This window comes from Mesorhizobium sp. M7A.F.Ca.CA.004.04.2.1 (assembly GCF_004022825.1).
Lineage (GTDB): Bacteria > Pseudomonadota > Alphaproteobacteria > Rhizobiales > Rhizobiaceae > Mesorhizobium.
In genome coordinates this window covers 1-10,865 of record NZ_RZPH01000087.1, presented here as the reverse complement: position 1 = coordinate 10,865, position 10,865 = coordinate 1, and the positions used below count along the sequence as shown (strand labels likewise).

General features: G+C 62.8%; 12 protein-coding genes. 7 read left to right on the top strand and 5 right to left on the bottom strand.

Translation table 11 applies throughout. The features are described from left to right. From EN893_RS06435 to EN893_RS06415, 5 genes are all read right to left on the bottom strand, one after another. A partial coding sequence (locus EN893_RS06435) for an extracellular solute-binding protein (RefSeq protein WP_206640090.1) occupies positions 1-337 on the bottom strand: 337 nt, incomplete at its 3' end. 104 nt (positions 338-441) lie between these two features. Further along, the gene (locus EN893_RS06430) at positions 442-1,230 is read right to left on the bottom strand and encodes an ABC transporter permease (RefSeq protein ID WP_127271529.1); all 789 of its coding nucleotides are present in this window, start codon (positions 1,228-1,230) and stop codon (positions 442-444) included. After that, on the bottom strand, positions 1,227-2,126 hold the full coding sequence (locus EN893_RS06425) for an ABC transporter permease (RefSeq protein WP_127271531.1): 900 nt from the start codon (positions 2,124-2,126) through the stop codon (positions 1,227-1,229). Before EN893_RS06425 ends, EN893_RS06430 begins: the two co-directional genes overlap by 4 nt. After that, a complete protein-coding gene (locus EN893_RS06420; protein WP_127271533.1) occupies positions 2,123-3,217 on the bottom strand; it encodes an ABC transporter ATP-binding protein in 1,095 nt (364 codons plus the stop codon). Before EN893_RS06420 ends, EN893_RS06425 begins: the two co-directional genes overlap by 4 nt. 93 nt (positions 3,218-3,310) lie before the next feature. Further along, a complete protein-coding gene (locus tag EN893_RS06415; RefSeq protein ID WP_127271535.1) occupies positions 3,311-4,441 on the bottom strand; it encodes a branched-chain amino acid ABC transporter substrate-binding protein in 1,131 nt (376 codons plus the stop codon). 193 nt (positions 4,442-4,634) lie between these two features. Here EN893_RS06415 and EN893_RS06410 point away from each other — a divergent pair, with 193 nt between their 5' ends. The 7 genes from EN893_RS06410 to EN893_RS06380 all read left to right on the top strand — a co-directional run bounded on the left by EN893_RS06410 (position 4,635) and on the right by EN893_RS06380 (position 10,820). After that, complete coding sequence (locus EN893_RS06410) at positions 4,635-5,552, top strand: branched-chain amino acid ABC transporter permease (RefSeq protein WP_127267120.1); 918 nt, start codon at positions 4,635-4,637, stop codon at positions 5,550-5,552. 1 nt (position 5,553) lies between these two features. Then, positions 5,554-6,729: a branched-chain amino acid ABC transporter permease gene (locus EN893_RS06405; RefSeq protein WP_127267119.1), complete on the top strand. Its 1,176-nt coding sequence runs from the start codon at positions 5,554-5,556 to the stop codon at positions 6,727-6,729. Continuing rightward, positions 6,726-7,511 (top strand): ABC transporter ATP-binding protein, encoded by a 786-nt coding sequence (locus EN893_RS06400; protein ID WP_236382713.1) that lies wholly within the window; start codon positions 6,726-6,728, stop codon positions 7,509-7,511. Before EN893_RS06405 ends, EN893_RS06400 begins: the two co-directional genes overlap by 4 nt. After that, positions 7,504-8,205 carry an ABC transporter ATP-binding protein gene (locus EN893_RS06395; protein WP_127267118.1) on the top strand — a complete coding sequence of 234 codons (702 nt, stop codon included), beginning with the start codon at positions 7,504-7,506 and terminating at the stop codon, positions 8,203-8,205. The genes EN893_RS06400 and EN893_RS06395 overlap by 8 nt, the downstream gene beginning before the upstream one ends. Positions 8,206-8,408: 203 nt before the next feature. After that, positions 8,409-9,713, top strand: coding sequence for an NAD(P)/FAD-dependent oxidoreductase (locus tag EN893_RS06390; protein ID WP_127267117.1), 1,305 nt, complete (start codon positions 8,409-8,411; stop codon positions 9,711-9,713). Between the two features lie 11 nt (positions 9,714-9,724). Then, a complete protein-coding gene (locus EN893_RS06385) occupies positions 9,725-10,141 on the top strand; it encodes a RidA family protein (protein WP_127267116.1) in 417 nt (138 codons plus the stop codon). Positions 10,142-10,145: 4 nt separating this feature from the next. Next, positions 10,146-10,820 carry a DUF1028 domain-containing protein gene (locus EN893_RS06380; RefSeq protein WP_127267115.1) on the top strand — a complete coding sequence of 225 codons (675 nt, stop codon included), beginning with the start codon at positions 10,146-10,148 and terminating at the stop codon, positions 10,818-10,820. The last annotated feature ends 45 nt before the right edge of the window (positions 10,821-10,865 follow it).

Here is a 10,865-nt window from a genome sequence, read left to right as displayed (position 1 = left end):
ACAGGTCCGGCAGGACTTGGCTGTAGGCCGCCATCGAACTGGCGCCGAAATCCTCAAGCATCCCGCTATCGATCATGATCTTCACGAAGTGCTGCGAAGGCGTGACGATGTCGTAGCCCGACGAGCCGGCCTGCAGCTTGGTGAGCAGGTCCTCGTTGGATGAGAAGGCGTCGACCGTGACCTTTATGCCGGTTTCCTTCTCGAATTTCGTGACCATCTCGGGCGAGATGGAATCCGCCCATGCGTAGATGGCCAGGCTGCCCTCGGCGAGAGCGGGCACGCTAAAGGCGAGGCTCATGGCACCGGCCATGGTGAGCGCTGCAATTTTAGTCGTCATGTCATTCCCCTGTTTGTTGTTCTCCCAGGGGCGACGATAACAAACTGCCGGGTTCGATAAATTCGATTTGCCCGACGCCTTGATTAGGAAAAACTACGCCGCTGCTACTGCCGTCGCTGAAGCAGGAAGGCCACGGTCGCCAGCACCACCGAAACAATCATGATCAAGGTCGAGATTGCGTTGAGCTGCGGCGACACGCCCTGCTTGATCAGCGAGAAAATGTAGACCGGCAGCGTGGTGGCGCCGCCGGAATTCAACAGGTTGCTGGTGATGAAATCATCCATCGAGATGACGAAGGCGAGCATGGCGCCGGCGAACACACCCGGCAGGATGAGCGGCAGCGTGACGCGACGAAAGGCGACCCAACCGGTTGCATAGAGATCGCGGGCGGCTTCCTCCAGATCGAAGTCCATTCCCTGCAGGCGGGCGCGTATCGGCAGGAAGGCGAACGGGATGCAGAAGGTGGTGTGGGCGATCATCAGCTTCACCATTCCGTTGGCGAGCCCGATCTCGGAGAAGAGGATCAGGACGGCGACAGCAACGACGATTTCGGGCAGGAGCAGCGGCAGGTTCACCACCGCTTCGGAGATGCGGCGGAACCGGACATCGCGGCCGCGCACCAGCACCAATGCCGCCATCAACGCGACAAGGGTCGAGGCGACTGTGGCGACCGTGGCGACGAGCAGGGAGGTCTTCACCGCTGTCATCAGGTTGGCGTTGGACAGAGCGGTGGCGTACCAGTGCAATGAGAAGCCGCCCCAATTGGAGACGATCCGGTTCGCATTGAAAGAGTAGAACACCACGACGGCGATGGGCAAATAGAGATAGGCGAAGAAGATCGCGCTGAAGAGACCGAAGCCCGGATAGCGCCTGACATCATCGTCCGCGTTCATGCCGCACGCTCCATGCCTTCGGTGCGCATCGAGCGCAGACCCTGGAAAATCAGGAAGACCATGACCGCGGCCATCAGCACGATGGCGATGGCGGCGCCGAGCGGCCAGTTGCGGGCGCCACCGAACTGTAGCTGGATGAGATTGCCCATCATCATGGTCTTGCCGCCGCCGAGCAGGGTCGGCTCCAGGACCGCGCCGAGGCTTGGAACGAACACCAGGATCGCGCCGGCGATCATGCCGGGCCGGGTGAGGGGCAGGATAACGCGGCGCAATGTGGTGACGCGGTTGCCATAGAGATCATGCGACGCCTCGATGAGCGCAGGGTCGAGTTTCTCGATCGAGGCGAAGATCGGCAGGATCATCAGCGGAATGTAGCTGTAGACGAGACCGAGCAGCATGGCGGTGTTGCCGAACAGCAGCGAGTCCATGTTGTCGACGAGGCCGAGACCGCGAAGGGTCTTTTCGACGACACCATCCTTGCCAAGGATGATGATCCAGGAATAGACGCGCACGATCATCGAAACCCAGAATGGCAGCGTGACGAGATAGATCAGCAGCACTTTGATCGCCGGCCGCTGCAGCGCTATGAAATAGGCGACCGGGAAGCTCAGGAGCAGGCAGATCGATGTTGTCACGGCCGACAGGACCAGCGTTCTGGCAACAACGATGAGATATTGCGGATTGAACTCCATCTCGCCGGTCCAGCCTTCGTTGAACAAAAGCTGCTTGTAGGGCGCTGTGGTGAACACATATTCGAACCCGCCGTAAGGTCCGCGCGTCGAGAACGACACCACGATGATGATGCCGATCGGGATGATCAGCGTCAGCAGCATGATGAGATGGGCCGGCAGCAGGCCGAGGACATTCCAGTCGGGACTTTTTGTGCGTGCCTTCATGCGCCGAGGATCCGCACGGATTCGGCGGCAAAGCCAACTTTTACCGATTGCCCGATTTCGAACATCTGGCCGCGGCTGAGGCTGTTGCGCTTGGAGATGCGCAGCTTGGTTCCGCCCGCTTCAACGAGATAGTATGTGTAGCCGCCAAGATAATTGGTGCTCATGATCGTGCCGTCGACAGCGATCGGGTTGTCCTGCGCGGGCAGGCTGATTTTTTCCGGACGTATCGAGATGAAGGCCTTCTGGCCGGCGACCGCATTCTTGTGAGAGGCCGTCAAGGTCATGCCGAGTTGCGTTTTCACGGTTGCCTGCTCGCCGTCCACGGCAATCACGTCAGCATCGAGGAAGTTGGTCTCGCCGATGAAATCGGCGACGAAGCGGTTCGACGGCTCCTCGTAGATCGCCGCGGGTGTGCCAAGCTGCTGGATCTCGCCATCGCCGAGAACGCAGATGCGATCCGACATGTCGAGCGCTTCTTCCTGGTCGTGGGTGACGAAGACGAAGGTGATGCCGGTCTTGCGCTGCAGGATGCGCAGCTCGTCGCGCATGGCCTGGCGCAGCTTCAGATCGAGTGCGGAGAGCGGTTCGTCGAGCAGCAGCACTTCCGGTTCCGGCGCCAGGGCGCGGGCGAGCGCGACGCGCTGGCGCTGGCCGCCCGACAATTGCTGCGGCTTGCGCCCGGCAAAGGCCTCCATATGGACGAGACGAAGCATATCGGCGACGCGCTTATCGCGGCGGCCCTTTGACCAGCCGAGGTTTTCGAGCCCGAAGCCGATGTTCTGTTCGACGCTCATATGCGGAAACAGGGCGTAGCTCTGGAAGACGGTGTTGACCCGCCGCTTATGCGGGGGGAGTCCCTGTATGTCCGAGCCGTGCAGGAAAATCTGCCCCGCCGTCGGCTGCTCGAAACCGGCGATCATGCGCAGCAGGGTGGTCTTGCCGCAGCCGCTCGGGCCGAGCAGCGTGAAGAACTCGTTGTCGTAGATGTCGAAGGAAACAGGCTTCAGCGCCTGATAGGTGCCGAACACCTTGGAGACGCCCTTGATCTCGACGGCCTTTCGAGGTGCGCCGTGGCCAGCCTCGTCATTCATGGTCAGGCGCTCCGGTCAGGACTTTTGCGAGCTCGGCGATGAAGGTGATCGACGCCGCGCCACTGAGAACGGGCGCGGCGTCGATCAGGTAAGTTACATCTTCTCCCATTTGCCGCTGCGGACGACGAACATGTCGATGTCGATGGCCATGTTGGTCTGTCCGTTGGCATCGAACGAGACGTCTCCCAGAATGCCGTCGTGGTGGATGTCACGAATGGCCTTGCTCAGCGCCTCCTTGTCGTCGAGGCCTTTTTCCTTGATGACCTGAAGCAGGATCTGCGTCGCCTCGTAGGCATATTTCGCATAGGAGCCGGCAGGATCGGGATAAGCCTTGGTTTCATAGGCCTTGTTGAACTCCTCGAGCTTGGGGTTCGACTGGACGGCCGGAGTTCCGGCGATGGTGCCCTCGGCGGCAGCTCCCGCGATCTCGATGAATTTCGGGTCGTAGATGCCTGAAATTCCGTACATCGGCAGATTGCCCATGCCGAGGTCGGCCATCTGGCTGCGCACCAGCGCTGCTTCGGTGACGACACCGCCGAAATAGACCGCGTCGGGCGACGCTGCCTTCGCGGTCGTCAGCATGGCGCGGAAATCGGTCGTGCCGACAGCTGCGGCATCCGAAGAAACGACCTCGCCGCCGGCCGCCTTGAAGAAATCGCCGAACCATTTGGTGTTGGCCGCACCGTAGTCGGTGGTGTCGGAGATGATGGCGATCTTCTTGATCTTGCCTTGCTTGGCGATGGCTTCGGCCAGCGGTTTGTTCTCGTTGACCAGCGTCGGCGTGACGCGGGTCACGTTCGGGAAGTTCTGTTCGGTAATCTTCGGGCTGACCGCGCCCCAGACGATGAACGGCATCTGCGAGCGGTTGAAGACCGGGATCGTCGCCAACGCGACCGAGCTGTTCCAATGCCCCGTTGCCGCGACCACCGCGGGATCGTTGACCAGCTTCTGCGCCGCCGAAACGCCGACCGCCGGATCGGAGGCGTCATCGAGCACGACGCCTTCCACCTGGTGCGGATAGCCGCTGGCATTGGCCTGCTCGATGGCGAGCAGGAAGCCGTTGCGGGCGCCGAGGCCCTGCTGGGCGTTGCCGCCGGAGAGCGGCCCGATGAAGCCGAGCTTGATCTGGTCGGCCTGCGCCTGGGCGGCGCCCAGGGCGATGGCAAACAGAGAGCCGGCCAGAATTGACGATACGCGGATAAGCGCACTGCGCCTGTTTTGCATGGTTCCACCTCAAACAGAATTATCTGCCGCCGTCGTAGCGACCCGGCCGATCGTGATCGTCGGCTGATCATCAGTGTACGGGCGCGTATTCAGTGACGAAATTCGGAAATTGTGACTCGTGAGTTCGGAGATTCGTTCTGTCCGCCCGGGATGGCGATTGATACCTGTCGGCTTCAATCGAGAGACCGACCGCATGGCGGAACTGCTTGTCCAGCAACTGGTGAACTGGATAACCCTTGGCTGCATCTATGCCTTGCTGGCGATCGGATTCAGCCTGATCTTCGGTGTCTTGAACGTCATTCATTTCTCGCACGGCGATGTCGCGATGACGGCGCCGTTCATCACGCTGGCGCTTGCCCAGGCGTTGGCGACCGCTCTTGGCGCCTCGGGGCCCGCCTGGCTGGTGCTTGCGGTTCCGGTCGCCGTGTTCGCCGTCGGTTTGATCGGCGTCCTGCTGGACAAGGTGGTCATCAGGCGCTTCCGCGATGCGCCCGCCATGATGGCGCTGGTGGCGACCGTGGCGCTCGGCATCGTCATCCGCGAGCTGATCCGCCATCTCTATCCGCAGGGATCGAACCCGCATGCCTTCCCGCGCCTGGTGTCGGGCATGGCTTTCGAAATCTCCGGCGTTGCCATCAGCTGGTTCGCGCTGCTGGTGGTGGTGCTGACCGTCGCGCTGGTTGCCATGCTGTTTGTCTTCCTGCGCATGACCCCGCTCGGGCTGCGCATCCGGGCGGCCTCGGAGGACCGGGTCGTGGCGCGCATGATGGGCATCCGCGATGCACGCGTCTTCCGTGCGACGTTCTTCATTGCCTCGGCTATCGGCGCCATCGCTGGACTTCTGTTCGCAAGCTATGCCGGCGTGACACGGTTCGACTTCGGCGTCATGGCCGGCCTGCTCGGCTTTTCCGCCGCGGTCATCGGCGGCCTCGGCTCGATGCCGGGCGCCATACTGGGCGGACTGATCATTGCCGGCATCGAAGTGCTGGCGCAGACATTCGTGCCGGACGGCGCTTCCTACCGGCTGGTCTTCGTCTTCCTGCTGGTCATCGCCGTGCTCATCTTCCGCCCCGCCGGCCTGCTTGGGCGCACCGTCATGGAGAAAGTCTAGCATGCAGGGTCGTGCTTCACCCGACGTGCCGGGCATAGCCGCGGCCACGGTCTTCGCCATCGCCTCGCAAATCATCGGGGCAGCGTTCCTGTACCTCATCCTCAAAGTCGACGGCGGCTGGCAGGTGGTCGGCCTGCTGGCCTTGCTCGGCCTCGGTTTCTATCTGCTGGAGAGGCTGCCGTGGATCGCCGACTATGCGTTGGCGAGCTTTGCCCGGGTTCCGCTCGTGGCGATGATCACTGCGGCGGTCATCGTCCTGGCCTTTCCGTTCTTCGTCGGATCCAACACCTATATCCTCCATCTGCTGATCGTCGCCGAGCTTTATGCGGTGCTGGCGCTGGCGCTCAATTTCCAGCTCGGCAGCGCCAACATCCCGAACTTCGCCACCGGCGCTTCCTACGGCATCGGCGCCTACGTGTCGGCGCTGCTGGCGATCAATTTCGGCGTCAGCTTCTGGCTGACGCTGCCGGTCGCGGCGCTGGCGGCGACCCTGTTCGGTTTCATCATCGGCATCCCGTCGATGCGCACGCGCGACACTTATCTGGCGCTTGTCACCATCGCCTTCGGTGTCGTGGTCCAGCAATTGCTGAACAATTTCAGCTGGACCGGCGGACCCAACGGACTGGTCGGCATTCCGGCGCCCAGCCTGTTCGGCCATTCCTTTGCCGATCCGCTGGTGATCTTCTGCTGGAAGCTGCCGAGCCAGGCGAATTTCTATTATTTGTCGGCCGCACTGGTCGTCGTCGCCATCGTCACCGCGCATCGGCTGCACGGTTCGCGCATCGGTCTGGCCTGGAATGCGCTGCGCGCCGACGAGATCGCCGCCAAGGCGCAAGGCATCAATGTGGCGTGGTTCAAGGTTCTGGCCTTCGCCGTCGACGCCTTTCTCGCCGCCTTCGCCGGCACGATCTACGCCTTCTACGTCTCCTACATTTCTCCCGACAATTTCACCTTCCTGGTCTCCGTCACCATCATGACCATGGTCATCGTCGGCGGCATGGACAATATTTTCGGTGTCATCGTCGGTGCGTTCCTGCTGACCATCCTGCCGGAGAAATTGCGCGCGTTCGCCGACTACCGCCTGCTGTTCTTCGGCGTCGTCATCATCGGCTTCCTGATGATCCGGCCGCAAGGTCTGTTCCCGCAACGCATGCGGCGCTACGGAGGCGGACTGTGAGCGCGCTTCTCAAGGTCGAGAATTTGACGATGCGCTTCGGCGGCCTGGTCGCGCTCAACGATGTCAGCCTGTCGATCGACAAGGGCGCGGTGCTCGCCGTCATCGGCCCGAACGGCGCCGGCAAGTCGACGCTGTTCAATGTCGTGACCGGCGTCTACCGGCCAACCTCCGGTCGCGTGACCTTCGACGGCGCCGAGATCACCGGCCGCCCGTCCTACGAAGTTGTCGACCGCGGCATCGCCCGCACATTCCAGTCGTCGCGTCTGTTCTCCGACCTCAGTGTCCTCGACAACGTCATCATCGGCATGCACACCCGCACCAGGACCGGCGTGCTGACCGCGCTGTTTCGGCCCGGCGCGTCGCGCCGTGAGATGGCGGCCTGCGTGGAAAAGGCCGAAACCCTGCTCAAGCTCGGCTCCGGCGACCTGTTCGAACAACGCTACCGGCCAGCGGGCACGCTGGCGCAGGCCGACAGGCGACGGCTGGAAATTGCCCGCGCGCTCGCATCGCAGCCCAAGCTCTTGCTGCTCGACGAACCTTCGGTCGGCATGGACGACACGGAAACCGACGCACTGGTGGCCGACATCACGCGGCTGCGCGTACAAAACCCTGCTCTGTCGGTAGTTCTGATCGAGCACGACATGCGGGTGGTCGAAGCGTTCCCGCAGCATGTCACCTGCATCGACTATGGCAGCAAGATCGCCGAGGGCGACTTCGCGGCGGTGCGCGCCGACCCGCGCGTCCAGGAAGCCTATCTCGGGAAGGCGGTCGCCCATGCTTGAACTCAGGGATGTCGATACTTCCTATGGCGCGGTGCCGATGCTGCGCGGCGTGGCGATGAGCGTACGCCCCGGCGAACTGGTTTGCCTGCTCGGACCGAACGGCGCCGGCAAGACGACAACCTTCATGACAGTCTGCGGTGTCGTGCGAGCGCAGCGCGGCAAGGTCGAGGTGATGGGCAGGGACATGGCGACGCTCGGCACGGAAAACCTGGCGTCGCTCGGCGTCGGGCTCGTTCCCGAAGGGCGCCGGCTGTTCCCCGGCCTGACCGTGATGGAGAATTTGCGCCTGGGCTATGATGCGGTGTCGGCCAGGGGGCCCAATTTCGCGGTGCAACTGGACAAGATGTGCAAGCTTTTTCCGCGCATCCATGAGCGTTTGCGCCAAGTCGCCGGCACGCTGTCCGGCGGCGAACAGGCGATGGTGGCGCTGGCGCGCGCGCTGATCGGCGAACCCAGACTGGTGATCATGGACGAGCCGTCGCTCGGCCTCTCGCCAAAACTCATCGGCGAGTATTTCGAGATCACAAGGGAAATCCATCGCCAAGGCACGACCATCCTGTTGATCGAACAGAATGCCGAAATGGGGCTGGGCATCGCCGATCGCGGCTATGTGCTGGTCAAGGGTAAGGTCGCCCAGGAGGGGCCGGCAAAGGAGTTGCTCTCGTCCAAGGCGGCCAGAAGCCTTTATCTCTGAGCCGTCCGTTTCTTCTGACTCAACAGTGATGATCCACGCCCCGCGCTCCACATCTTCGGCCATGCTTCCCGGCATTTAGGGACAAGCTAACCACTGCCACATGAAATCATAATTTTCGCTGCCCGGTGCCTCCAGTAAACCAACGATCAGATCTCCGCCGCATCCGCAGACACTCCCGGGGAGAGCCAGAAAGGGCCGCTGAAATGCCAGTCGAAACGGTAGACACGCTTGTTGTTGGCGGCGGCCAGGCGGGGCTGGCCATGAGCGAGCATCTGAGCAAGTGCGGGGTGCCGCATCTCGTGCTCGAGCGAAGCCGCATCGCCGAACGCTGGCGTACCGAAAGATGGGACTCGCTGGTTGCCAATGGTCCCGCCTGGCATGATCGTTTTCCCGGCATGGAATTTCCGGATGCCGGTCCCGACGCCTTTGTCGGCAAGGAGAAGGTCGCCGACTATTTTGTCGCTTACGCCGGCATGATCGCTGCCCCCATCCGCTGCGGCGTGGAGGTCAGGAGCGTGGAAAGGCTTGTCGGCCGTCCCGGCTTCCGGGTCGAAACCTCGGATGGCGTGATCGAGGCCAGGAGCGTGGTTGCCGCTACCGGGGCTTTCCAGCATCCGGTCATTCCGGCGGTTGTCCCCGGGGATGCCGGAGCGATGCAGATCCATTCCAGCGCCTATCGCAATCCGGGCCAGTTGCCCGAAGGTGCGGTGCTGGTGGTCGGCTCCGGGTCCTCGGGGGTGCAGATCGCCGACGAACTCCAGCGCGCGGGACGGCGCGTCTACCTCTCGGTCGGGCCGCATGATCGGCCGCCGCGGGCCTATCGCGAGCGTGACTTCTGCTGGTGGCTGGGGGTTTTGGGCAAATGGGACGCTCAAGCGCCGGCGCCTGGCACCGAACACGTCACCATCGCGGTGAGCGGCGCGCGGGGCGGCCAGACGATCGACTTCCGGCGTCTTGCCGCGCAAGGGATAATGCTGGTTGGCCGGACTGAATCCTACAAGGACGGGGTTCTGACCTTCGCGTCGGACTTGGCTAAAAATATCGCGCGCGGCGATGCGAACTACATGTCGGTGCTGGACGAGGCCGACGCCTATGTCGCTCGCAACGGCCTCGACCTTCCAGAGGAGCCTGCGGCCCGCGAGATCGGACCGGACCCGCAATGCATGACCGATCCCATTCTCGAGCTGAACCTGGCGGAAGCCGGGATAGGTTCGATCATCTGGGCAACGGGTTTCACCGTCGATTACAACTGGCTGAAGGTCGATGTGTTTGACGAAAAGGGCAAGCCGAAGCACCAGCGCGGCGTGTCGACCGAGCCGGGAATCTATTTCCTGGGACTGCCGTGGCAATCGCGGCGGGGGTCGAGCTTCATCTGGGGCGTCTGGCACGACGCCCAGCATGTGGCGGACCATATCTCCACGCAGCGCAAGTACCTGGCCTACCATGCGTCCGCGAAGCGCGAGACCAAAGTGGCATGGAAACGGACGTCCCGACCTCGAGCCGACTGACGGAGACCAAGATGGCCCATACAAGAATTCGCAAGTTCAACACCAAGGACACCTATCCCGAGCAGAAGCTCGACAATGATCTGTGCCAGGCGGTCGTTACGCGGGGCGGCAGGACCGTCTATCTGCGCGGCCAATGCCCGCAGGACCTCGACACGGCCAAGAATATCGAAAGCCATGATCCGGTCGAACAGACGCACAAGGTCATGCAGAACATCCGCCAGCTGATCGAGGAGTGCGGCGGCACCATGGAGCATTTGGTCAAGGTGGTGGTCTACATTACCGATGTCCGCTATCGCGAGGCGGTCTACCGCACCATGGGCGAGTATATCAAAGGCGTGCATCCCGTCTCGACCGGCCTTGTCGTGCAGGCCCTGGCGCGGCCGGACTGGCTGGTCGAGATCGACGGCACCGCAGTTATCCCGGATTAAAGTCATGACATTCTCCATCGTCGCGCGGTGCAGCCGCACCGGCATGTTCGGGGTCGCGGTGTCCTCCTCGTCGCCTGCTGTGGCGGCGCGCTGCGCCTATGCGCAGGCGGGCGCCGGCGCCGTTGCCAGTCAGAACGTCACCGATCCTACGCTGGGACTGCGCGGTCTCGAATTGCTGGCGCGCGGCGCGTCGGCGGCAGAGGCGATTGTCATATTGAAGCGCACCGGTGCCTATCCCGAATACCGGCAGGTGCTGGCTGTCGATGCCGCCGGGACGACCGCTATCCACTCAGGGCCCAAGGCGCTTGGCATCTGGGCGGAGGCGCGTGCGGACAATGTCGCCTGCGGCGGCAACATGCTGGCCCATGACGGCGTTCCGCAAGCCATGGTCGAGGCTTTCCTGGCGTCGGAAGGGCATCTCGGCGACCGCCTCATCGCGACCATGCGCGCCGCGCTGAAAGCGGGCGGCGAGGCCGGCCCGGTCCATTCGGCTGGCATGAAGCTGGTGCGCGAGGTTGCGTGGCCGGTCGCCGATCTGCGCTGCGACTGGACCGACGACTGCCCGATCGAGCAACTGGCGACGCTGTGGGAACTCTACAAGCCACAGCTCGATGCCTATGTGACCCGTGCCATAAACCCATCCGATGCGCCGAGCTACGGCGTGCCGGGCGACGAATAGTCAAGACAGGGGTCGCCTGCGATGAGCGAACTCAGCCACAAGGAC

Bases quoted from the DNA above. Each gene is read 5' to 3' on its own strand.
- EN893_RS06430 (WP_127271529.1), bottom strand. From the start codon at position 1,230: ATGAACGCGGACGATGATGTCAGGCGCTATCCGGGCTTCGGTCTCTTC.
- EN893_RS06425 (WP_127271531.1), bottom strand. From the start codon at position 2,126: ATGAAGGCACGCACAAAAAGTCCCGACTGGAATGTCCTCGGCCTGCTG.
- EN893_RS06420 (WP_127271533.1), bottom strand. From the start codon at position 3,217: ATGAATGACGAGGCTGGCCACGGCGCACCTCGAAAGGCCGTCGAGATC.
- EN893_RS06415 (WP_127271535.1), bottom strand. From the start codon at position 4,441: ATGCAAAACAGGCGCAGTGCGCTTATCCGCGTATCGTCAATTCTGGCC.
- EN893_RS06410 (WP_127267120.1), top strand. From the start codon at position 4,635: ATGGCGGAACTGCTTGTCCAGCAACTGGTGAACTGGATAACCCTTGGC.
- EN893_RS06405 (WP_127267119.1), top strand. From the start codon at position 5,554: ATGCAGGGTCGTGCTTCACCCGACGTGCCGGGCATAGCCGCGGCCACG.
- EN893_RS06395 (WP_127267118.1), top strand. From the start codon at position 7,504: ATGCTTGAACTCAGGGATGTCGATACTTCCTATGGCGCGGTGCCGATG.
- EN893_RS06390 (WP_127267117.1), top strand. From the start codon at position 8,409: ATGCCAGTCGAAACGGTAGACACGCTTGTTGTTGGCGGCGGCCAGGCG.
- EN893_RS06385 (WP_127267116.1), top strand. From the start codon at position 9,725: ATGGCCCATACAAGAATTCGCAAGTTCAACACCAAGGACACCTATCCC.
- EN893_RS06380 (WP_127267115.1), top strand. From the start codon at position 10,146: ATGACATTCTCCATCGTCGCGCGGTGCAGCCGCACCGGCATGTTCGGG.